This is a genomic window from Streptomyces curacoi (assembly GCF_001513975.1).
In the GTDB taxonomy this organism is placed as follows: Bacteria; Actinomycetota; Actinomycetes; order Streptomycetales; family Streptomycetaceae; genus Streptomyces; species Streptomyces curacoi.
Window position 1 is genome coordinate 282,345 of sequence record NZ_KQ947989.1, and the last position, 22,779, is coordinate 305,123.

Below are 22,779 nucleotides of genomic sequence, written 5' to 3' on the forward strand. Positions count from 1 at the left end.
CGTATGCGGGCGCCCGGCCCGCGACGGGACGCGCCGTGACGACCAGGCCGCCGGCCAGCACGAAACCGCCCTCGGCCAGGCTGTCCGCCCACGCCCACGGGGTGTGGCGGTCCAGGGCCGCCCGCGCGGGGCCCAGGACGGTGAGCACCGGAGGTGCGGCGTACGCCTTCAGTCCCGCGGCCTGGCTCAGCACCGCGAGCCCCGCCGCGGTTTCCCGCGGTGGAACTGCGCCTGCCCACGGTGCGCCGCCGCACGTGACGGCAAGCTGCCCGCCCGCGCCCCGGAATGCGCGACCGTCACTGGAAACTCCCGCGACTGGTGGCTGCTGAACGCCTCGCCCGAGCTCCGCGCCCAGCTCACCGCCGCCTCCGCCCTGTGGCCCGGACTCGGACCCGGACCCGGGGACGGTCCGGTGCGAGGCGTGCGTCGGAGTCCGTTCAGGGTCAGTTCACAGGGCGGTCATGGGGCCTTCCGTGGCGGCCGTGGATATGCCTGCGCCCCGACCGCCGTCGGCACCGTCACGGTCGGGCCAGCAGGGTACGTACGCCCTCCGACGTGAGGGTCAGCGGGTGGTCCGACCCGGCGTCGATGGTGAGGGCCAGTTCGTCGGTCGGCCACTGTGAGGCGAGTGCGCCCAGCGGTACCAGGCGGTAGCGGGAGACGAAGGGCAGCAGCTCGGCCATCGCGGGCTCGGAGGTGAACACCGGGACGACCGGCTCGCCGCCCGGCCGCTCGATGACCGGCAGCGCCACGGCGGCGGGGTCGGTGGCGTCCTCCTCACTCGCGTCGTCGGGCACGGGGACGAGGACCTCGCTGCTCGCGAGCGTGTCCATCGCCGTCCTGTCCTCGGTGTTCTCGGCCAGCGCGTCCAGCGCCCGCCGGGCCGGGGTGACGGTGTTGTCGTTCGCGGGTGTCTCCATGGCAGATCCCCTGGTAGCGGCGGTCGTACGGCCCGCCCGGGCGTGATCGTCCCCCGGCGCGGTCCTGCTCGCGTACCCGATCCGGACCCGAGCATTCCTATGGCTGTCCAGGGGATCTGCGGGGCCGGGCCGGGTTTCTCAGGCACCCGGCTCTCAGCCTAAGGGCTTCTCAAGGACCGAAGGACTTTTCAAGGACCGAAGGACTTCTCAAGGGATCAACGGAATGTGGTCGGAGGGCAGCCCCAGGCGGTCGCAGCCCACCCGGCGGGCGAGCGGCTCGGCCATGCTGGGGCCGACGTGGGTCCAGTACGTGGCCGCGTCCCGGAAGTAGCGCTGCATCCGCTCGCCGTCGCGCGCGTGCCGGGAGCCGGCCGTGCGGAAGAGGGTGCCCTGGAGGACCTCCCAGGTCATGCGGCCCGCGTTCAGGAACATGAGCGCGAGACGGTTGTCCTCGGCGAGGGTGAAGGGGGCGCCGCCGGTGACGTTGCGACGGCAGGTCTCCATCCACTCCTCCGCGGTGTGCCGCAGCGCCGCCTCGGCGGTGTGGATGACGCCCAGGGCCTCGCCCAGGTGCCGCTGGTAGTCGTGGAGGTCGGCCCGGGTGCGGTCGGGTTCGAGGGTGAGGGGGCGGCCGGCGACGACACGGGCGTACTCGTCGGCGGCGGCGTACGCGGTGCCGATCATGATGGCGGCCAGTTCGCCGTGGAAGAAGCTCGGCGCCCGGCCCGCGTACATGGGGTTGCCGTGCAGTTCGAAGCCGACGCTGCCGCCCTCGACGGGCAGGTCGAGCAGGCTCGCCTCGCGAGTGAGGTACGCGGGGATGCGGGCCCGTTCCATGTGGATGCTGTTGGAGCCGCTGCCGCGCAGGCCGAGGACGCCGTGCCAGTCGTCCAGCACCGTCCACACCGAGCGCGGGGCGACGAACAGCACGGGCGGTCCCGGTGGGCCGCCGGGACGGTCAGGGGCGCGCAGGGTCTGGCCGACGTAGTGGGTGGAGTAGGGGGCGCCCGAGGAGTACGGCCAGGTGCCGTCCAGGACGACATGGCCGTCGCCGTCGGGCTGTGCGACGCCTATCGGGGCGACTGTGGACGCGGCACGGAAGTCGCCGTCGGCGCCGAAGATCTCGTCCTGCGCCCTCTCCTCGAAGACGCTCGCGACCTGCAGCACGTGGGCTGCGGTGAGCGACAGGGCCCAGCCGGTGGAGGGGCAGCCGCGGGCGATCTCGGTGACCACGCGGTAGAAGGCGGGCAGGCCGAACTCATAGCCGCCGTAACGGCGCGGCTGGAGGATCCGGTAGAAGCCGGCCCGCAGGAAGTCGTCGTGGGTGTCCTTGGGACAGTGCGTCAGCCGTTCGGTCTCCGGCTGGCGTTCGAGCAGTACGGGCCGCAGGTTCACGGCGCGTTCGACCATGTCGCGTTCGGTCAGACCGGGCTCGGGAGCGGCGATCACGATGCCTCCTGACGTGTGGGGCCGTCCGTTCGTGCCGTGATGCGTGACGCGATACGAGTGATTGAACACCGCAACTGCCGTGCGGTCCCGGCCGGATATCGCCAAGTGCCGCGGCGGCGGGGCGCGACCGGCTCGGCAGGTCCTTCGGCACCGGCGGCGGGCGAACAGTCGTAGCCTGAGAGGGACGGGACAGGCTCCCGCCCTGGTGGGCGCGGGAGGCGGGGTATGCGTTACGACGACCGCAGGGCGGCCGGGCGGCTGCTGGCCGAGGGGCTGGCGGAGCTGCGCGGCCAGGATGTGGTGGTGCTGGGGCTGCCGCGCGGTGGGGTGCCCGTGGCGGCCGAGGTGGCCCGGCGTCTCGGTGCCCCGCTGGATGTGCTGGTGGTCCGCAAGCTGGGCGTGCCATGGCAGCCGGAGTGGGGCTTCGGGGCGATCGGCGAGCACGGGGTCCGTGTCCTGAACCGGAGCGTGATCGACGAGGCCGGGCTGGAGGCCGCCGAGCAGGAGGCCGTGGAGGCGGCCGAGCGGGCCGAGCTGGACCGGCGGGTGCGCGGTTACCGGCAGGGGCGGGCCGCGCTGCCGGTGGCCGGGCGCACTGCCGTCGTGGTGGACGACGGCCTCGCCACCGGCGCCACCGCAGAGGCGGCCTGTCGGGTCGTACGGGATCAGGGCGCGGCCCGGGTCGTGCTCGCCGTGCCGGTCGGGCCGGAGCACGGCGTCGCCCGGCTGCGGCAGGTGGCCGACGAGGTGGTCTGTCCGCAGACGCACCGGATCCTCGGCTCGGTGGGTGCCTGGTACCGGGACTTCGCCCAGACCTCGGACACCGAGGTCACGTCCCTGCTCGCCGAGGCCGCCCGGACCGCGCCCCGCTCCCCCGCCGCGTCCTCCCCCGTCCCCTCGGCTCCGCTCGACCGGGCGACGCCCCCACCGCCGCCGAACCGCGAGGTGCTGATCCCGGCAGCCGGGGCGCGGGTGGGCGCCCGCCTGGTGGTGCCGGACGAGGCACCGGCGGTCGTGGCGTTCGCGCACGGCAGCGGGAGCGGTCGGCACAGCCCGCGCAACCGGTACGTCGCCACCGCCCTCAACCGCGCGGGCCTGGCCACCCTGCTGCTCGACCTGCTGACCGACGACGAGGCGCTCGACCGGCACAACGTCTTCGACATCCTGCTGCTCGCCCGGCGGCTGCACGCCGCCTCCCTGTGGCTGCACCGGGAAACCGGCCTGCCCGTCGCCTACTTCGGCGCCAGTACCGGAGCCGCCGCCGCCCTGGAAGCCGCCGTGCTGTCCGGCTCCGACATCCGCTCGGTGGTCTCCCGCGGCGGTCGCCCCGACCTGGCCACCCCGGCGGCGCTGGCCCATGTACGGGCGCCGACCCTGCTCATCGTCGGCAGCCTCGACACCCAGGTGCTCAGCCTCAACCGCCTCGCCGCCGACCGGCTGTACTGCGAGCACCGGATCGCCGTCGTCCCGGGCGCCACCCATCTCTTCGAGGAACCCGGCACCCTGACCACCGTCGCCGAACTGGCCCGGGACTGGTTCACCACCCACCTCGACCGGCCCGCCGCGGGGACGCCTCGCCGTTCCGCGTAGGGCGGGCGGCTGCGCGCCATGTCGTCGTCCGGACGGCTCACGTCGTCCCCTCCAGCAGCTCGGCGACCGTGGTCACCCGGATCAACGGCCGGTACAGGTCCAGCACGTGCAGCGCCTTGGCGTGCGCGTCGTCGTCCGCGCCCGCGCAGGCGTCGGCGACGACCAGCACCTCGACGCCCGCGTCGGCGGCCGGCAGGGCCGTCGACAGGACGCAGCAGTCGGTGCTGACGCCGGCCAGGACCAGTCGGCCCTCCGGGGCGGCGCGTCGGGCGAGCTCCGGGGTCCATTTGCCGAAGGTGGTGGCGTCCAGCACCTGCCGTGCCCGATCCGCGAACTCTTCCGTCAGCTGCCAGAGTTCGGCGTCCGGAGGTTGCAGGGCGAAGGGCCACTGCTCGTAGTACGCCCGCCAGGCGCCGTCCGGTCGGGCGGGTGCGACGAAACGGGTGAACGTGACCCGGTCCCCGAAGGCCGGCAGCAGCCGTCGTACGCCCGCCGCCGCCTCGGCGAATCGAGGGGCGGCCCAGGGGCTGTCTCGGTCGGCGAAGACGCGCTGCATGTCGATGACGGTGAGCAACCCGGTGGTCATGCGGTCGCCCCGGCGTCCGCCGTCGGGCTCGGTGCCTGCGCCTCCTGGGCGCGGACGCGTCCGCGCCGCAGCGCCGGCGTGCCGAGGAAACCGAGCGCGAGGGCCGCGAGGACGCCGAGGTTGGCGTACGCCCAGGCGCCGGACCTGCCGCCCAGGCCCAGCGGGCCGAGCAGATAGCCCTGCCAGTCCAGCCAGCTCGCGGCCGAGTTGGTGACCAGGCCCCAGCCGACGACGGTGGCGGTGAGGGTCAGAAGCAGCGGGGAGAGCGGTATGTCGCCGTAGCGGCCGGTCGGGCGGTAGAGGTCGGGCTCGTCGTAGGGGCGGCGGCGTAGGGCCAGGTCGGCGAGCATGATGCCGCACCAGGCGGCGATGGGGACGCCGAGCGTGGTGAGGAAGCCCATGAACGGGCCGAGGAAGTCGTCGGCGACGAACACGATGTACACCGCCCCCACGATCATCAGTACGCCGTCGACCAGCGCGGCCACGGGGCGGGGCACGCGCAGGCCCGCCGAGAGCAGGGCCAGGCCGGAGGAGTAGATGTCGAGGACCGCGCCGCCGACGAGACCGAGGACGGCGACGACGGCGAACGGGACGAGGAACCAGGTCGGCAGGATCGTCGTCAGCGCGCCGATCGGGTCCGCGGCGACGGCCGCGTTGAGCTCGCTCGAGGAGCCGGCCAGCAGGAGTCCGAAGACCAGCAGGAGCAGCGGCGCCAGTGACGCGCCGAACGCGGTCCAGCCGATCACGCCCCGGCTCGACGCGCTGCGCGGCAGATAGCGGGAGTAGTCGGCGGCCGCGTTGACCCAGCCGAGGCCGAAGCCGGTCATCATGAAGACGAGCGCGCCGATGAACTCCTGGGCGGAGCCCGCCGGTACGGCGCTGACGGCGGACCAGTGGACGTGGTCGGCGACGAGGACGACGTAGACGACGGTGAGCACGCCGGTGACCACGGTGATCACGGTCTGCAACCGCATGATCAGGTCGAAGCCCATGACCCCGACGACGACGGTCAACGCCGCGACCAGGACGAGGGCGACCACCTTGGTCTCGGTGCCGCCGCCCCAGCCGAGCCGGCCGAACACGGTCGCGGTGGCCAGGGTGGCGAGGGCGCACAGCACGGTCTCCCAGCCGACGGTGAGCATCCAGGAGATCACCGACGGCAGGCGGTTGCCGCGCACACCGTACGCGGCGCGGCCGAGCACCATCGTCGGCGCGGAGCCGCGCTTCCCGGCCACGGCGACAAACCCGCACAGCAGGAAGGAGAAGACGATGCCGACGACTCCCGCGACCAGCGCCTGCCAGAAGGAGATCCCGAAGCCGAGGGCGAAGGCGCCGTAACTCAGGCCGAGGATCGACACGTTGGCCCCGAACCAGGGCCAGAACAGGGTGCGGGGTGTGCCTTTGCGGTCGGCGTCGGCGATCACGTCGAGGCCGTGGGTCTCCACCTGGAGCTTTCGGCCCGGCGGCCGGCCGTCACGTGGGTCCGGGGTTGTGATCATCCCGGCATCGTCGCACCGCTCATCCCGCCGGGGAAGACCGACGGTGATCCGTGACCGGCGCCCCTTCGGAGCTCAGTCGGCGTCGGGCCGCAGCGCACGGGTCTACGGCTCCGCCGGCGCACTGCGGGGACAGCCACACCCTGGACCGCCTCGGCCCGGGGGCAGGGCGGAGGAGGCCGTGCCGTCCGGGTCGAGGCGGATGGTGATCAGGTTCGCCGCGGGGAGCGCGGCGTGGGTGCGCATGTCGACACCCACAACCGGCTCCCCTGGGAAACTCCCGGCGCGCCCGACTACGACCGGCGGCTCTGCCCTGCGCCGACGGATGCGCCGGCGGCGCAGGCACCGGCCGCGCACTCCGTCAGCCACTGGTCGAAGTCGGCGTCGTAGCGGGTGCCGATGTCGTTGGTGTAGACGGCGTAGCCGCCCGCGTAGTCGCCGACCCGGAAGCGGTCGAGCATGCGGTCGATGTCCTGCGGATGCCTCTCGAACATGTAGCGCACCGCGAGGTAGCCCCACGGGTAGGTACGGGTCACGTCACTGTTGGTGTACGTGTTCTGGAAGAGGGTGCTCAGCCGGTAGGTGTGCTTGCCCGCCTCCGTGACCGCCTGGTCGTAGGTGAGTCCGCGGTAGCCGTAGGAGACGTACTCGGCCACTCCCTCGATCCACCACACGTCCGGCACCGAGATCTGCTGGGCGAAGTCGCCCTTCATGTTGTGGCGGGCGTCGAGGTAGTGCGTGTACTCGTGGTTGAGGTTCCAGATCCGGGCCGCGTGACCGTCGTCCTGGCTCTTCTGGTACATGACCGCGAACGGTTTGTTGGCGGGGTCGGCCGGGTCTCCGATCAGCGTCATGCCGCCGTTGTCGGTGCTGATGCCGTAGATCGCCCCCGCGTAGGTGCGGTAGTCGGCGCGGCTGGCGAAGACGACCAGGTCGATGGTCGACAGGTACTGGCCGGGTATGGGGCCGTCGTCCTTCACGAGGTCGTGGAAGTAGGCGTCCTGGCCCAGCACGCTGGCGCAGGCCGCGGCGAGGTCGGCCGGGCTGAGCGCCTGGGCCCGGATGCTGTGCGTCGCGTCGCAGGGGTGGGTGATGGGCAGGGCAGCCTTCGTCAGCTGACCGGCCAGGTCGCAGACGCCGTAGTAGGAGCAGTTGGCGCCGTCGTAGTACTCGGCCTGGGTCGCCACCGCCACCCACAGACCGGCCGTGGGACCGGTGATGCGGGAGGCGTCCAGCAGCCCCTTGGTCAGCGGCCGGACGGTGGTCCGCAGTGCCGGGTGTTCGACGTAACGCGCCAGGTTCATCCCGGCGTTGGACGCCAGGTACGCCCGGTCCGTGGGCAGGAGGTCCAGGTGGTCGAGCGCGAACCTGTGGAGGGTGCGGACGATGGACGGGTCGGCGGTGACGGCCCTGACGTAGTCCGGGTTCCAGTTGCCGCGCCACAGCGGGGTGTAGACGGCGTTGACGGCCGCCAGCATGCTGCGGATGGAGTCGTAGGAGCTGTTGTATCCGCTCAGGATCCGCCGGTACACCGTCAGGTACCGGGCCTGCTGGTCGGCGCTGTCGGTGAGGATGACGACCTCGCTCAGCACGTCGCCGTTCGCCGCGGTGACGTCCCTGGAGCGTGGGCGGGCGAAGAAGGTGTCCAGGCCGCGGGTGGTGTTCCGGTACACCGATGTGCCGTACGGGCCCGCGTCGTCCGGGTGGTTGAACTGCACGTAGTACCCGGCGCGCAGGAAGAGGACGAGCTGCCACACGCGGGACGAGTTGTCACCGGCATAGCGTTGTGCCGTGCGGGTGAACGCCTGGGCGACGGTGACCATCTGGGACTCGCGGAAGACGGCGCGGGCGTCCGTGCCGGTGACCGCGAACAGGCTGTTGACACAGTCCGTCGTGGAGGCCTTGACGAAGGCCACGAGTGCGGCGCCGGTTCTGCTGCCGAAGTCGGCCGGACTGCACGGGGCCGCCTTCGGGTTGGCTTGCGCGTTCGAGCGGGTGGGCGGGCGCGTCGGGGCCAGGGGCGGCAGCGTGGCCGGGGTGTGCTGCCGGTCCTGTACGGCGGAGTGGGTGCCGGTGGTCGGGCCGGTCGGTGGTGGGGGCGGCGTCTTGGCGGACGCCGTGGCGGTGGGGCCGGACTGGGCCGGGGGTGTCGCGAGCGCGGGCGTCGACAGCAGTCCGGTGACGGTGACGCATACGGCGAGCGCGGCGGCCACGCGTCCGGGCAGCACGGAGCGGTAGCGCATCTGGGGTCCTCCACGGATGGATGCGCCTCGGTTGGGGTGCTGAGGCGTGTGAGGCACTGTCTCAACGCGCGGGGTCCCCAACAATGGTGTGTGACATAGCACATTGCGCCGCGGAGCCATAACGTCCGGCCGCCGCCTACACCTTGGGCACGCTCCAGGTGCGCGTCGCCCATGTCCTCAAGTGCGGGGAGCGCGCGGCGAGTTCGCGGTAGGCGGCGGTGGCGGACTGCAGCAGCGCGTCGGCCGTCTCCTCGCTCACGGTGTCGCGCCGCCAGGCCAGCACATAGCGGCACCACAGCGGCGTACCGGTCAGCGGTTTGACGACGACCTGCGGGATCGGCCGGGTCGTCGCCTGTACGACGGCCACGCCGAGCCCGTCGGCGATCATTCCCTGCAACTCCAGCCGGTCGCCCAGGAATTCGTGCACCGCCGACGGAGTGAAGCCGGCCGCCGCGCAGGCCGCGTAGAAGACACCGGGCCAGCCGGCCCCGTCGTCCGGCGTCAGGAACCAGGCCTCCTCGGCCAGATCGGCGAGGGCGAGCTGCGGGCGGCGCGCGAGCGGGTGGCCGGACGACAGGGCGACGAAGTTCGGCTCGGTGACGATCCCCCGGTGGGCCACCGCCTCCGAGTGCTCCAGCTCCCTGCCGGGGTAGTCCGCGGCGATGGCCGCGTCCACCGTGCCCTCCTCCAGCAGTTCGACGATTCGCGAGGAGGCGTACACGCTGTTCACCGCGAGCGAGAGGTCCGGAAGCCGGGCGCGGGCCCCCGACATCATGCCCACGAGCATCGGTGAGTTCGTCGCCGCCACCCGCAGGGTCCGCGCCTGCGCCGCGCCGGGTGCCGGGCGGCGTCCGATCGCGGCGGCACGGGCGAGGACGTCACGGGCCTGGGCGACGACCTCGGCGCCGTAGGGAGTGGGCCGCACCCCGGTCGGGCCGCGCTCGAACAGCGGCTCGCCGAGGTGCCCTTCGATGCGCCGGAGCTGGGTGCTCACGGCGGGCTGCGAGTACCCGAGGTCCGCCGCCGCCCGGCCCACGCTCCCCGCGTCGGCGATCGCGCACAGCACGCGCAGATGCCGCAGCTCCAGCTCCACCCGTCACTCCCCCGGCTCGTATCTCATACAAACAACCGCAATATCGGTCATCCCGTCCCCCGTGTGACCCCCCTGTGAACACTCATCGCATCGCATGGTTAGCATATGAGCGCCTCCTAGCTCGAAAGATAGGCCCGTGACTGTCAACGACGACTCGTTCACCAACTGGAAGAACCGCGAGGAGATCGCGGAGTCGATGATCCCGCTCATCGGGAAGCTGCACCGGGAGCGGGACGTCACCGTCCTCCTCCACAGCCGCTCCCTGGTGAACAAGTCGGTGGTCAGCATCCTGAAGACGCACCGGTTCGCCCGGCAGATCGCCGGTGAGGAGCTCTCGGTCACCGAGACGCTGCCGTTCCTGCAGGCCCTCACCGCGCTCGACCTCGGCCCGTCCCAGATCGACATCGGCATGCTGGCCGCCACGTACAAGGCCGACGACCGCGGTCTGTCCGTGGAGGCGTTCACCGCCGAGGCCGTCGCGGGCGCCACCGGCGCCAACAAGATCGAGCGCGGCGAGGGACGCGACGTCGTCCTCTACGGCTTCGGCCGCATCGGCCGCCTCGTGGCCCGTCTGCTGATCGAGAAGGCCGGCTCCGGCAACGGGCTGCGGCTGCGTGCCATCGTCGTGCGCGGCGGCGGTGACCAGGACATCGTCAAGCGCGCCTCGCTGCTGCGCCGTGACTCCATCCACGGCCAGTTCCAGGGCACGATCACCGTCGACGAGGCGAACAGCACGATCTTCGCCAACGGCAACGCGATCAAGGTGATCTACGCGAACGACCCGTCCGAGGTCGACTACACGGCGTACGGCATCAAGAACGCCATCCTCATCGACAACACCGGCAAGTGGCGCGACCGCGAGGGCCTGTCCAAGCACCTGCGCCCCGGCGTCGACAAGGTCGTCCTGACCGCGCCCGGCAAGGGTGACGTCCCGAACATCGTGCACGGCGTCAACCACGACACCGTCAAGCCGGACGAGCAGATCCTGTCCTGCGCCTCCTGCACCACCAACGCGATCGTGCCGCCGCTGAAGGCGATGGACGACGAGTACGGCGTCCTGCGCGGGCACGTGGAGACGGTTCACTCGTTCACGAACGACCAGAACCTGCTGGACAACTACCACAAGTCCGAGCGCCGCGGCCGTAGCGCGCCGCTGAACATGGTCATCACCGAGACGGGCGCCGCCTCGGCCGTCGCCAAGGCGCTGCCCGACCTCAAGGCGAAGATCTCCGGCAGCTCGATCCGGGTCCCGGTGCCGGACGTCTCCATCGCGATCCTCAACCTGCAGCTCGCGCGTGAGACCACCCGCGAGGAGGTCCTCGACTACCTGCGCGACGTGTCGCTGACCTCGCCGCTGCGGCGCCAGATCGACTTCATCACGGCCCCCGACGCGGTCTCCAGCGACTTCATCGGCTCGCGGCACGCCTCGATCGTGGACGCCGGCGCGCTGAAGGTGGAGGGCGACAACGCGATCCTCTACCTCTGGTACGACAACGAGTTCGGCTACTCCTGCCAGGTCATCCGCGTCGTCCAGCATGTCTCCGGGGTGGAGTACCCGACCTTCCCGGCTCCGGCGGTCTGATCCCGCCCGGCCGCCCGGCACCGCGGGAGCGCGGGCCGGGCGGTCGCCGCTCTGCGAGCGGGTTCGGGTCGCCGCTCGGCGAGTGGCTTCGGGTCGCCGCTCGGCGAGTGGCTTCGGGGCGAAACGCCGCCGGGGTCCTTCTCGCCGTCCCATAAAACGACGATCATCTCGCGTCATGGAGATCCTGCTCGTCGCCAGCGCGTTCAACAGCCTGTCCCAGCGCCTGTACACGGAACTGTCGGACCAAGGGCACGGGGTGGCCGTCGTGCTCGCCTCGCACGGCGCGGAAGCGGTCCGAGCCGCCGTGCACGCCGCTCGCCCGGAACTGGTCATCGCCCCGATGCTGAAGACGGCGCTTCCGGAAGATGTGTGGCGGGAGCACACCTGCTTCGTCGTGCACCCGGGACCGCCCGGCGACCGCGGCCCGTCCTCCCTGGACTGGGCGATCGCCAAGGACGAATCCCACTGGGGAGTGACGGTGCTCCAGGCCGAGGCGGGGATGGACGCGGGCGATGTGTGGGCCGCGCAGACCTTCCCGGTGCCGCCGGTGGGCAAGAGCGACCTGTACCGGGGCGAGGTGTCCGACGCCGCCTCGGCCGCCGTCCAGCTGGCCGTGCGGCGGTACGCCGAAGGATCGTTCAAGCCGCAGGCCCAGAGCGATCCCGCGATCCGTGTGGTCTGGCGGGACTACTTCCGCCAGAAGCAGCGGCGGATCGACTGGGACGACGACAGCACCGAGACGGTGCTGCGCAAGCTCCGCGGCGCCGACTCACAGCCGGGGGTGCTGGACGAACTCCTCGGCCGGGAGGTCTTCCTGCACGGCGGGCATCCCGAGGACCGGCTGCGCGGACGCCCCGGGGAGCTGCTCGCCACGCGCGCCGGGGCGATCTGCCGGGCCACGGTGGACGGCGCGGTGTGGATCCCCGAGCTGCGCCCCCGCAAGGCCTCCGGCGACCCGGCGCCGTTCCGCCGCCCGGCGGCCTCCGTACTGGCCTCCCTGCCGCAGTCGGCGCAGCTGCGGCTCCCGGAAGTCGCCGCGCCTCTCGAACTGTCCCCCGGCCGGCGCACCTGGACCGACATCCGATACCGGCAGCACGGCGACGTCGGCTTCCTGGCCTTCTCGTTCCCCGGCGGGGCGATGAGCACCGGCCATTGCCGCAGGCTGCTCGCCGCCTACCGGTACGCGCTCACCCGCCCGACCCGGGTGCTGGTGCTCGGCGGATCCCGCGACTTCTTCTCCAACGGCCTCCACCTGAACGTCATCGAGGCGGCCGCCGACCCCGCGGGCGAGTCCTGGGCCAACCTCAACGCCATGAACGACCTCGTCGAAGCCATGCTGCGCACCACCGACCGCCTGGTGGTGGCGGCGCTGGGCGGCAACGCGGCGGCCGGCGGGGTGATGCTCGCGCTGGCCGCCGACGAGGTGTGGTGCCGCTCGGGCGCCGTCCTCAACCCGCACTACCGCAGGATGGGTCTGTACGGGTCGGAGTTCTGGACGTACACGCTGCCGCGCCGCGTCGGAGCCGACACGGCGCAGCGGCTGGTGGCCGAGGCGTTGCCGGTGAGCTCCGCGAGTGCCCTGCAGCTCGGCCTGGTGGACCGTCTGGTGCATGTGCCGGCCCATGAGTTCACCAGCGAGGTCGAGCACCTGGCTGCCGCGCTCGCCGACGACCCGGAGATCGCGCGGCGCGTCGCCGCGAAGGCCGCGTCCCGTCGGTCGAGCGAGGAGCGGCATCCGCTCGCCGAGTACCGGCGGGACGAACTCGCCCGCATGCGCGCGATCCTCTTCGACCCGCACGCCCCCTACCACGCCCTGCGGTCGGCGTTCGTCCGCAAGCAACCGAGCGGCTCCGCCGATCCGCTGGCCATCGGGGGCACCTGACGACTACGCGGCTGCCGGTGGCGGGCGTCGGCACCCCTTCCTCGCGGACGACGCCTTCGAGCCGGAGGTCATCCGCGCCCTCGACCGGCCCCCCTGCCACCAGGGGTGCGGCTGCGGGACTTCGGTGTCCGCGGGATGGATCTCGCCCACGAGCTGCTCGAGGGCTTGACACAGCGCTCCTGGTCGACGCGGCGGCGAAGCTCCTGGCGCCGACCGCCCACCCTGGGCGCCGATCCGCTCCCGCGGGTCCTCGTCCTCACCTGCGAGCCCGAGCTGCGGCCGCGCGGCGACGAGGAGATCGCCCCGGGCATGAGCGCGCCGGTGCGCGACCCGGTGGAGCGGCCCGTCGCAGCCCCGCACTCCACGGTCCCAGCGCCGCTCGCCGCCCCCGCAGCCGCTTCCCCGGTGAGCCGCCGGGCCGGCTCCGCCGCGCGCTCAGTGACCGCGGAACGCCTCCTGCAGCCACCACGAGCCGCGGTCGTCGACCACCTTGGCGTCGATGAGCAACGGCGCGGACCGCGGACCGGAGACCCAGTCCTCCACGGCCTTCAGGTCCGCCGTGGTGCGTACGGTCACCGCCTCGAAGCCGTAGCCGCGGCCGACGGCGGCGATGTCCGTCGAGGGGAAGCGGACCGTGTCGAGCGGGTGGCCGTGGGGGCCGAAGTGGTGCACCTCGGCGCCGTAGGCCTCGTCGTCGTACACGACGACCACCATCGGCAGCCCGAGCCTGCGTACGGTGTCGAGCTCGACGGCGCTCATCATCGCGCCCCCGTCGCCCAGGGCGGCCACCGGGAGCCGGTCCGGCTGTGCGAGTGCCGCGCCGATCGTGGTCGCCAGACCCAGGCCGATGGACTGGAAGGCCTGGGTGAAGCAGAAGCCGTGGTGGTCCGGCACGGACAGGTACATGCTCGGGTGGCCCATGAAGTTGCCGGAGTCCACGCCGATCACCCGCTCCGCGGGCAGGAGGTCGTCGAGCGCGATGCTCAGCGTCCGCGGGTCGATCCGCTCGCGGGTGCTCGTGTCCTCGTACGGCACGTCACGCCAGCGCACGCGTGCGGCGAGGGCCGCGGCGACCTCCGGGGTCCGGTAGCCCCGGCGTCGCTCGCCACCGGCGTCGAGGGCGCGCCGAGCGGTGAGCCGGACGTCTCCCACGACACCGAGGTGCACGCGGCGGTGCGCGCCCAGCGCCGACGCCTCGTCGTCGACCTGTACGACGGTCGTGTCGGCGCCGATCAGGCTGCCGTGCCGCATGGTCCACATGTTGAGCGCGCAGCCCCAGCCCACGATGAGGTCCGCGCCCTGGATCAGCTCGGTGGTCAGGGGTGAGGCGAAGCCTCCGGAGACGTCGAGGGCCCAGGGGTCGCCGTGGAACAGGCCGCGGGCGACGGCCGAGGTCGCAAGCAAGGCACCGTGGCGTTCGGCGAGGGTGGCGAGGGCGTCCCGGCAGCCGGGGCCGCGCGATCCCCGGCCGGCCACGAAGACCGGCCGCCGCGCCTGCCCGAGCAGCCGCGCCAGCTCCGCGACGTCCGCGTCCGCGGGCGCCACGGGAACCCGTGGCGGCGCAGGCGCGGCGTGCGCCAGGGCGCCGTCGGGCACCTCCGACTCCTGGACGGGCAGCGGGAGATTGAGGAGCACGGTACGCCGCTCGTGCACCGCGCGCCGGACCGCGCCGCACACCTGCTCGACCGCGTCCTCCCCGGACGTGACCCGAGCCGTGACGGCCCCCACCGCCCTCGCCAACGCCTCTTGGTCGACGTAGAAGTTGGACCTCGGCTCGGTCACCTCGGCCGCCAGCACGACCAGCGGTGTACGGCTCTTGGCCGCCTCCGCGATGCCCGTGACGGCGTTCGTCAGACCGGGGCCCTGGTGCACGCTCAGTACCGCCACCGTGCCGCTGGTGCGCGCATACGCGTCGGCCATCGTCGCGGCGCCGCCCTCGTGGCGGGCGGCCACGAAGCGCGCGCCCGCCGCGACCATGGCGTTGGTGGCGTGGAAGTTGCCCGATCCGACCACACCGAAGACATGGCTCACGCCGGCCGCGCACAGCGCCCGGCCGACCGCCTCCGCGACCTTCATGAGCGCTCCACCAGGGCCAGCACCCGTGCGGGTGCACCGGATCCGGTCACGATGGGCAGCGGCCCCGCGACGACCACGGAACCGGTCGGCGGGAGTGCGGCGAGGTTCCGCAACTGGGTCAGCCCGTACTTGTCGCTGCCCATGAGGAAGGAGTGGCAGGGGAAGGCGGGCTCGAAGGAGTGCGCGCGCCCGGCATCCGTGCCCACCGTCTCGACGCCGAGGCCGATCACCGGTGCCTCCTCGGCCACCCAGCGCGCGCACTCGGCCGACAGGCCGGGGGTGTGCGGACCGCTCTCGTCCGCGTTGAGGAACGCCTCCTGGGTGTGCGAGCGGGCGTCCCAGCCCGTGCGCAGCAGCAGCCAACCGCCGTCGGGCAAGGGGCCGTTCTCGGCCTCCCAGGCCTTCACGTGGTCCACCTCGACGAGAAAGTCCGGGTCCTCGGCGGCTTCCGCGGAGAAGTCGAGCACCGCCGCCGGCGCGATCAGCCGGCGTGCCGGCACCGAGGCCACGTCGTCGAGGTTCTTGCCGGTGACCCAGTGGTTCGGGGCGTCGAAGTGGGTGCCGGTGTGCTCGCCGGTGCGGAAGTTGTTCCAGTACCAGGCGGGGCCACGGTCGTCGTACCGGCTGATCTCCTCCAGTTCGAACACGGCGGTCTGGGCGAACTCGGACGGCAGCCGGATCACGGGTGTCGATGACGACAACGGCGAGGTGAGGTCGACGACTTCGACGGCCCCACCCCGTAACGCGGACACCAGCGCGGCGAGGACGGACGGCTCGGACATGGGCGCCTCCTGGGTCGGTGCTGCAACTGACAGCATCCCAGGGCGGTGTGACGGCCGTTCAGATACTTTCGGCCAGGCCGATCGTCTCGTCGACGCGTTCGGCGACCCAGCTCAGGAAGGCCTGCACCTCTGCAGCGGGCAGTTCGGCCGAGACACGCGAGGGGCGTTCGAAGCTGCGCAGTGCCGCCGCCAGGAGGGGCCGGAAGCGCTCCTCGGACGCCGCGACCGCCTGCGCCGCCCGGCGCTTGGCCGCCCAGCGGCCGGTACGGCAGTACACCACGGAGCGGCAGCCGTTGAGGACCCGGTTGTCCGCGAGATGCCCTTCGCCGGCGCTGTGCTCACGGACCGAGGCGCGGATCGCGGTGAGCACACTGGTGCGGGCGGGTTCGGCGATCACTGCCCGCGCCGGGCTGCCGTAGAGCACGCGCCCGGCCTGATGGGCGACGGAGCGGTCGATGACGTACCAGAACGCCGGGGATTCGGACGGGTCGAGGCTGACCCGCTCGGGCAGCAGCGGTCCGGTGTTGAGGTCCAGCAGGTAGCCCGCCGCGCCGGACGGCCGGGCGGCGAAGTCCTCGGCGTAGACCACCAGTTCAAGTCCTGCCGCGGGGCAGGGCAGGGCGGGGTGCGCCAGTGCGGCAGCCAGTTCGGGCAGCGCCCGCCCGGGGAGGGACGGGTCCACGACCACCGTCACGTCGGTGTCGCTGCGCCCGTGCCGGTAGTCGCCGAGCGCGACGGAGCCGACCGCGAGGACGCTCACCAGGTGCGGTCCGCACACGGTGTGGGTGCGGTGGACGAGTTCCTCCAGGTAGGGGCGGAGTTCGGCGGGGACGGAGTGGGGGTCCGTGAGCGTCCGGGTCATGGGGTCAGTGTCGCCCGGGCCGGAAATCGACGGATGCCCGAGAACGTCCGCACCGCGGGACGTCCCGCGTCTCGCGGCGCGCCCGGTATCAGGCCAATATCGGCATGCGGTGCCTGACGACCGAGGACGACGCCGTCGTACCCGGCGGGCGCTCCTGCCCTCGCGATGCCGTGCGCATATGCACCCCCGGCGGGGGCTTCACATCGCCACCACACGGCCATCACGCCAGAAGCACATTCGGCCGATCGGCGGTCGGGGCGCTCGTCGCGGGGCAGACGGCGTGTGCGCCGCATGCCTAGCCTCCCGGGTCATGCGATCACCACGTATGGGACGCCCGGGTCGCACCGCCGTCCTCGGTCTGCTCCTCGCCACCTTCGGGGCGGCCCCCAGCGCGGGCGCGGCGGACCCGGCGCCGGAGACCCGGGAGGCCTGCGCCTGACCTCCGGTCGGGCCTCCCGGCGCCCCGCGCAGACGCCTCCCCCTGCGCGGGGCGCGACGGCATGCTCGGCCGGCGCGGCGGCCCACCTGCCGCCGCCCTGCTCAGGCGAGTTCCACGAGCAGGTCGCCGCCCTCGACCTGCTGGATGGGGTTGATGGCCAGCCTGGCCACCCGGCCGGACTTCGCGGCGGTGATCGAGGCCTCCATCTTCATCGCCTCGATGGTGGCGACCGTCGCCCCGGCCTCCACCTCCTCCCCCTCGGCGACCGTGAGGGTCACCACGCCGGCGAACGGCGCCGCGACGTGGCCGGGGTTCGCCCGGTCGGCCTTCTCCGTCACCGGGACGTCCGAGGCGGCGGCCCGGTCGCGGACCTGGATCGGCCGCAACTGGCCGTTCAGGGACGACATCACGGTGCGCATGCCGCGCTCGTCCGCCTCGCCGACGGCCTGCAGCTCGATCAGCAGCCGCACACCGCGCTCCAGGTCGACGGCGTACTCCTTGCCGGGGCGCAGCCCGTAGAAGAAGGCCTTGCTGTCCAGCACGCTGGTGTCGCCGTAGGAGTCGCGGTGCGTCTCGAACTCGCGCGTCGGTCCCGGGAACAGCAGCCGGTTGAGCGTCGCCCGCCGGTCCTTCGCCAGCCCCGCGCGGTCGTCGGCGGTCAGCTCCTGCACCGGCTTGGCCTCGGCCCGGCCCCGCAGCGCCTTGCTGCGGAACGGCTCGGGCCAGCCGCCGGGCGGGGTGCCCAGCTCGCCGCGCAGGAAGCCGATGACGGAGTCGGGGATGTCGAACCGGTCCGGCTCCGCCTCGAAGTCCGCCGGGGACACGCCGGCGCCCACCAGGTGCAGCGCCAGGTCGCCGACCACCTTCGAGGACGGGGTGACCTTCACCAGGCGGCCCAGCATCCGGTCGGCGGCGGCGTACATCGCCTCGATCTCCTCGAAGCGGTCGCCGAGGCCGAGCGCGATGGCCTGGGTGCGCAGGTTGGAGAGCTGCCCGCCGGGGATCTCGTGGTGGTAGACGCGTCCGGTCGGAGAGGCCAGGCCCGCCTCGAAGGGGGCGTAGACCTTGCGGACGCTCTCCCAGTACGGCTCCAGGTCGCCGACGGCCTGGAGGTCCAGGCCGGTGGGCCGCTCGGAGTGGTCGGTGGCGGCCACGATCGCGGACAGCGACGGCTGCGAGGTCGTACCGGCCATGGACGCCACCGCGCCGTCCACCGCGTCCGCGCCGGCCTGGATGGCGGCGAGGTAGGTGGCGAGCTGGCCGCCGGCGGTGTCGTGGGTGTGGATGTGGACCGGCAGCTCGAACTCCCGGCGCAGGGCCGCCACCAGCTTCGCCGCGGCCGGTGCCCGCAGCAGGCCGGCCATGTCCTTGACGGCCAGCACATGGGCGCCCGCGTTCACGATCTGCTCGGCGAGCCGCAGGTAGTAGTCCAGGGTGTAGAGCCGCTCGGACGGATCGGACAGGTCGGAGGTGTAGCACAGGGCCACCTCCGCGACGGCCGTTCCGGTCTCCCGTACGGCCTCGATGGCGGGCCGCATCTGGTCGACGTCGTTGAGGGCGTCGAAGATGCGGAAGATGTCGATGCCGGTGGCCGCCGCCTCATGCACGAACGCGTCGGTCACCTCGGTGGGATACGGCGTGTAGCCCACGGTGTTGCGCCCGCGCAGCAGCATCTGCAGGCAGAGGTTCGGCACGGCTTCGCGCAGGGCCGCCAGGCGCTCCCACGGGTCCTCGGCGAGGAAGCGCAGGGCGACGTCGTAGGTGGCGCCGCCCCAGCATTCCAGGGACAGCAGCTGGGGCAGGGTGCGCGCCACCACCGGGGCGACGGCGAGCATGTCCTTGGTGCGCACCCGCGTGGCCAGCAGCGACTGGTGGGCGTCGCGGAACGTGGTGTCGGTGACGCCGATGGTCGGTGAGGCGCGCAGCCAGCTCGCGAAGCCCTCCGGGCCGAGTTCGGCCAGCCGCTGCCGGGAGCCCGCCGGTGGCTCACCGGCCGGCAGCGCGGGCAGCTTGGTGAGCGGGTCGAGGAGGTCGGGCCGTTCGCCGTGCGGCTTGTTCACGGTGACGTCGGCGAGGTAGGTGAGCAGCTTCGTGCCGCGGTCGGCGGAGTGGCGGGCGGTGAGCAGGTGCGGGCGCTGCTCGATGAACGACGTGGTGACCCGGCCGGCCTGGAAGTCGGGGTCGTCCAGCACGGCTTGCAGGAAGGGGATGTTGGTGGCCACACCGCGGATGCGGAACTCGGCCACCGCGCGCCGGGCGCGGCCCACCGCGGTGGAGAAGTCCCGGCCCCGGCAGGTGAGCTTCACCAGCATCGAGTCGAAGTGCGCGCTGATCTCCGTACCGGCGTGGGTGGTGCCGCCGTCCAGGCGGATGCCCGAGCCGCCCGGCGAGCGGTAGGCGCTGATGCGGCCGGTGTCCGGGCGGAAGCCGTTGGCGGGGTCCTCGGTGGTGATACGGCACTGGAGGGCGGCGCCGCGCAGGGTGACCGTCTCCTGCGACAGCCCCAGGTCGGCCAGGGTCTCGCCGGCGGCGATGCGCAGCTGGGCCTGCACCAGGTCGACGTCGGTGACCTCCTCGGTCACCGTGTGCTCGACCTGGATGCGGGGGTTCATCTCGATGAAGACGTGGTTGCCGTCGCGGTCGAGCAGGAACTCCACGGTGCCGGCGTTGCGGTAGCCGATCTGGCGGGCGAAGCGCACGGCGTCGGCGCAGATGCGGTCGCGCAGCTCGGGGTCGAGGTTCGGGGCGGGGGCGAGTTCGATGACCTTCTGATGGCGGCGCTGTACCGAGCAGTCCCGCTCGAACAGGTGGATGACGTTGCCCTGTCCGTCGGCGAGGATCTGCACCTCGATGTGACGCGGTTCGACGACGGCCTTCTCCAGGAAGACCGTGGGGTCGCCGAACGCGGACGCCGCCTCCCGGGAGGCCGCCTCGATCGACTCGCGCAGCTGGGCGGGGTCCTCGACGCGGCGCATGCCGCGCCCGCCGCCGCCCGCGACCGCCTTGACGAAGACGGGGAAGCCGACCTCCTCGGCGGCGCTGACCAGGGCGTCCACATTGGTGGACGGCGCCGAGGAGCCCAGGACCGGCACGCCCGCCGTCCGGGCGGCGGCCACCGCGCGGGCCTTGTTCCCGGTCAGCTCCAGGATCTCCGCGCTCGGCCCGACGAACGTGATGCCCGCCTCCTCGCACGCCCTGGCCAGATCGGGGTTCTCGGACAGGAAGCCGTAGCCCGGGTAGACGGCGTCGGCTCCGGCGCGCTGCGCGGCACGGACGATCTCCTCGACGGAGAGGTAGGCGCGCACCGGATGGCCCGGCCGGCCGATCTCATAGGCCTCGTCGGCCTTCAGCCGGTGCAGGGAGTTGCGGTCCTCGTACGGGAAGACGGCGACGGTGCGTGCGCCGAGCTCATAGCCTGCGCGGAACGCCCGAATCGCGATCTCACCGCGGTTGGCGACCAGCACCTTGCGGAACATTCTTGATCCCTTCAGCCTGCCGGTGACGGAGAGCACCCATGGTGTCGGCGGTACCCCGGTCACGCCATGTGAGCCGGACCACTTGCGGCCTAGGCTGTCCTTGAGCCTCCTGTGGTCAAGGGGGGTGTAAGCGAGGTGCCCTTATGGCCGGCGCGAGTCACTGCGGTGCACATGCTCACGATGCGGTCGGTCAAACGCCGGATCAGCGCACGTCCGCGGTGGGACAGGGGGACGTGTTCCAGGATCTGCTCCCGCTCGCCCTCTGGGTGGCCGATGCCGAGGGGCGCGTGGTGCGGTGGTCGCTCGCCGCGCGGGACCTGCTCGGTCACACGCCGGAGCAGATGGTGGGCCAGGACGCCAACCGCGTGCTCGTGCCCGAGGAGAGCCGGGAGCCGGCCGACCGGCTCACGCGGAAGGTGCGGTCGGGTGCGGCGGTGGTCGCACGGCTGCCGGTGCGGCATCGCGACGGGACCCTGGTCGAGTTGGAGATGTGGCACTGTCCGGTCGCGGATGCGCGGGGGCGGACAGGTGTGCTGACGATGGCGGCCGAGACCGCCTCGGTGGGGCGGCTGCGGGCCGCGCCGGCGGCGCTGGAGGGGCTCAAGGGGCTGGAGGTGCTGGAGGGGCTGTTCGCCCAGTCCCCGACCGGCTTGGCCCTCCTCGGTTCCGACCTGCGTTTCCTTCGGGTCAACGAGGCACTGGCGCGGATGGACGGCGTGCCGGTCGCCGAGCACGTCGGCAGACGCGTGCGGGAGGTCGTCCCCGGCGGTGGCGCGCTGGAGTCGGTGATGCGGGAGGTCCTCGACCGGGGTGAGGCGGTGGTGGATCGCCGCCACACCGCCGCCGGCTCTGCGGGGCCGGGGCAGCAGCGGACGTGGTCGTGCTCGTACGCCCCCTTGCTCGGCGATGGCGGCCGGCGGGTGGGAGTGATCGCTTCGCTGATCGACGTGACGGAGGGGCAGCGGGCCCACCGGGAGGCGGAACAGGCGCGGCGGCGCCTCGCGCTGCTGGCGGAGGCGGGTACCCAGATGGGGTCCACGCTGGATCTGACGCAGACGGCGCAGGAGGTGGTCCGTGTCCTGGTGCCGCGGCTGGCCGACTCCGCCGACGTCCAGCTGCTGGAGGAGGCGGTGGCCCCGGACGAGACCGCCGCGTCGGCGCACGGCGTGGTCCGCCGCACCGCGGCGGCCTTCACCGATCCGGCCGCGCCGGCCGACGGCCTCGCGGTCGGCATGACCTTCCAGGTCCCGCCCGGTTCGGTGTACGAGCAGGTCATCGGCGCGGGGCGGCCCATGAAGCTCTACCTGACCGACATCGGCCCGCTGATCCCCGCCCCCGGCGCCGACCGGCTGCGCGACTACCTGCGCGCCCGCGTGGGCTCGGCCCGCCTGGTCCCGCTGGTGGCCCGCGGCACCGTGCTCGGCGCGGTCGTGGTCACCCGGACCCGCGATCGGGAGCCGTTCGACGACCAGGACGCGCTGCTGATCGACGAGCTGGTCGCCCGGGCGGCGCTGAACATCGACAACGCGCGCATGTACGGCCGCGAACGCGACGCGGCGCTCACCCTCCAGCGCAGCCTGATGAACCCCTCCCTGCCCACCGTGAGCGGACTGGAACTCACCGGACGCTATCTGCCGGCCGGTGACCACGAGGTCGGCGGCGACTGGTTCGACGCCGTCGCCCTGTCGGGCGACCGGATCGCCCTGGTGATCGGGGACGTGATGGGGCACGGCATCCACGCGGCGGCGGTCATGGGACAGCTGCGCACCGCGGTGCGGACCCTGGCACGCCGGGACACCCCGCCCGACCAGGTGCTGCGCTTCCTGGACGCCGCCGTGGCGGACCTGGGCGACAACGAGATGGCCACCTGCCTGTACGCCGTCCACGATCCGCTCACCGGGCGCTGCCTGATCTCCCGGGCGGGCCACCCGCCGCCCGTGGTCGCCGACGAGCGGGGCGCGGTCGCCTTCCTCGACGGACCCGCGGGCCCGCCCCTGGGCGTGGGCGGCCAGGACTGCGAGATCCAGCAGGTCTTCCTGCCACCGCACAGCCTCCTGGCGGCCTACACCGACGGTCTGATCGAGACCCGCGGCACCGACCTCGACGAGGGCATGCGCCGACTGGCACAGGCGCTGCGGCATCCCGGGCATCCGCTGGAGCAGGTCTGCGACGAACTCCTCGCCCAGGTCATGCCCGAGGTGGCCGACGACGACGTGGCGGTGCTCCTCGCCCGGGCACTGCCCCGCTGACCTCGGGCGCCGGACCGTCGGGCGTGTGCCCCGGCAGCGCGGCGCCGGCCGTGA

Annotated in this window: 14 protein-coding genes; 4 read left to right on the forward strand and 10 right to left on the reverse strand. The window is 72.8% G+C overall.

What is annotated here, in order from left to right:
- Positions 1-518 precede the first annotated feature (518 nt).
- On the reverse strand, positions 519-920 hold the full coding sequence (locus AQI70_RS21495; protein WP_004003771.1) for an SseB family protein: 402 nt from the start codon (positions 918-920) through the stop codon (positions 519-521).
- Between the two features lie 207 nt (positions 921-1,127).
- Complete coding sequence (locus AQI70_RS21500) at positions 1,128-2,369, reverse strand: acyl-CoA dehydrogenase family protein (RefSeq protein WP_062152535.1); 1,242 nt, start codon at positions 2,367-2,369, stop codon at positions 1,128-1,130.
- 225 nt (positions 2,370-2,594) lie between these two features.
- On the opposite strand from AQI70_RS21500, the gene AQI70_RS21505 reads away from it, so the two are divergent.
- Entirely contained in the window at positions 2,595-3,959 is a 1,365-nt protein-coding gene (locus tag AQI70_RS21505) for a phosphoribosyltransferase family protein (protein ID WP_062152537.1), read from the forward strand.
- Between the two features lie 37 nt (positions 3,960-3,996).
- Here the strand turns inward: AQI70_RS21505 and AQI70_RS21510 are convergent, their stop codons facing one another.
- From AQI70_RS21510 to AQI70_RS21525, 4 genes are all read right to left on the reverse strand, one after another.
- Entirely contained in the window at positions 3,997-4,545 is a 549-nt protein-coding gene (locus AQI70_RS21510; protein WP_062152539.1) for a cysteine hydrolase family protein, read from the reverse strand.
- The gene (locus AQI70_RS21515) at positions 4,542-6,044 is read right to left on the reverse strand and encodes a purine-cytosine permease family protein (RefSeq protein WP_062152540.1); all 1,503 of its coding nucleotides are present in this window, start codon (positions 6,042-6,044) and stop codon (positions 4,542-4,544) included. Before AQI70_RS21515 ends, AQI70_RS21510 begins: the two co-directional genes overlap by 4 nt.
- A gap of 290 nt (positions 6,045-6,334) precedes the next feature.
- Complete coding sequence (locus tag AQI70_RS21520) at positions 6,335-8,284, reverse strand: collagenase (protein WP_062152542.1); 1,950 nt, start codon at positions 8,282-8,284, stop codon at positions 6,335-6,337.
- A 136-nt stretch (positions 8,285-8,420) separates the two neighbouring features.
- On the reverse strand, positions 8,421-9,377 hold the full coding sequence (locus AQI70_RS21525) for a LysR family transcriptional regulator (protein ID WP_062152544.1): 957 nt from the start codon (positions 9,375-9,377) through the stop codon (positions 8,421-8,423).
- 136 nt (positions 9,378-9,513) lie between these two features.
- Between AQI70_RS21525 and AQI70_RS21530 the strand changes: the two genes are divergently transcribed.
- Both AQI70_RS21530 and AQI70_RS21535 read left to right on the forward strand, forming a co-directional pair.
- Positions 9,514-10,959, forward strand: coding sequence for a glyceraldehyde-3-phosphate dehydrogenase (locus tag AQI70_RS21530; RefSeq protein WP_062152546.1), 1,446 nt, complete (start codon positions 9,514-9,516; stop codon positions 10,957-10,959).
- A gap of 175 nt (positions 10,960-11,134) precedes the next feature.
- Entirely contained in the window at positions 11,135-12,841 is a 1,707-nt protein-coding gene (locus tag AQI70_RS21535) for an enoyl-CoA hydratase-related protein (protein WP_062152548.1), read from the forward strand.
- A 435-nt stretch (positions 12,842-13,276) separates the two neighbouring features.
- On the opposite strand, the gene AQI70_RS21540 is transcribed toward AQI70_RS21535, so the two are convergent.
- From AQI70_RS21540 to AQI70_RS21555, 4 genes are all read right to left on the reverse strand, one after another.
- Positions 13,277-14,917: a thiamine pyrophosphate-binding protein gene (locus tag AQI70_RS21540; RefSeq protein WP_062152550.1), complete on the reverse strand. Its 1,641-nt coding sequence runs from the start codon at positions 14,915-14,917 to the stop codon at positions 13,277-13,279.
- On the reverse strand, positions 14,914-15,699 hold the full coding sequence (locus tag AQI70_RS21545; protein ID WP_062152551.1) for a cyclase family protein: 786 nt from the start codon (positions 15,697-15,699) through the stop codon (positions 14,914-14,916). The genes AQI70_RS21540 and AQI70_RS21545 overlap by 4 nt, the downstream gene beginning before the upstream one ends.
- A 58-nt stretch (positions 15,700-15,757) precedes the next feature.
- Positions 15,758-16,561, reverse strand: coding sequence for an aminoglycoside adenylyltransferase domain-containing protein (locus AQI70_RS21550; RefSeq protein WP_062152553.1), 804 nt, complete (start codon positions 16,559-16,561; stop codon positions 15,758-15,760).
- Positions 16,562-17,101: 540 nt separating this feature from the next.
- Positions 17,102-20,476, reverse strand: coding sequence for a pyruvate carboxylase (locus AQI70_RS21555; protein WP_062152555.1), 3,375 nt, complete (start codon positions 20,474-20,476; stop codon positions 17,102-17,104).
- A 233-nt stretch (positions 20,477-20,709) separates the two neighbouring features.
- Between AQI70_RS21555 and AQI70_RS21560 the strand changes: the two genes are divergently transcribed.
- Positions 20,710-22,725 (forward strand): SpoIIE family protein phosphatase, encoded by a 2,016-nt coding sequence (locus AQI70_RS21560; RefSeq protein ID WP_062152557.1) that lies wholly within the window; start codon positions 20,710-20,712, stop codon positions 22,723-22,725.
- Positions 22,726-22,779: the final 54 nt, after the last annotated feature.